The sequence below is a fragment of the Vibrio sp. 378 genome, assembly GCF_033339435.1.
Genome location: NZ_JAWOUO010000598.1, coordinates 1 through 680, shown reverse-complemented (window position 1 = coordinate 680; position 680 = coordinate 1). Strand labels below are relative to the sequence as shown.

Here is a 680-nt window from a genome sequence, read left to right as displayed (position 1 = left end):
CGTCCATCGATCAACTCTTTCACTGTCTTGACGTCTTCGTCGATCGAACCACTTGGCTTAATTGGACTTAAACTTGAATCGGTACGAGAAACAAGCCATACCGCCGATGGGAAGTAGTCCTGAGAAAAGTCCAATACCTCTTCCCGCCAATCCAAAATCGTCACGCCATTGGCGATCAGATCACCCTCAATTGGCACACTGCCACCCACGACTGCGCGGTTGTGTCGGTATTGAACATCTTGACCTGTCAGCTTACCGACCATGTCACTCCATTGAGCCGGTACGTACTCATATCGCACACCTAACGAGCTCGCAAATCCTTTTACGATATCGACATCTAATCCTGTCAGCGTGTGCATTTCACCTTGCTCGATGTAAGAAACAAAATTGGCATAAGGCACACCGATATGACGAAGCACACCACGTTCACGGATTTCTTTAAGGTCATTAGACCAAGCCGAAGAAGACATCACGGACGCTGCCAAAATCGCCACAGCAGTGATGGTTCGTTTAAGTGTTTTGACTGACATTGTGTATATCCTTCCCTTCAACAAAGCGCCCATAAATGGGCGCTTGAGTGATAAACAACGACGTTAGAACGAGTAGTACAGATCAGCAATCGCTTCGACCAATCCTTCTACATCTCGCTCATCATGGAACAAGTGTGTAGAGATACGAAG

Annotated in this window: 1 pseudogene; it reads right to left on the bottom strand. The window is 47.2% G+C overall.

What is annotated here, in order from left to right:
• Positions 1–530 (bottom strand): annotated as a pseudogene (locus R7Q48_RS27760) (ABC transporter substrate-binding protein); the annotation flags it as partial.
• Positions 531–680: the final 150 nt, after the last annotated feature.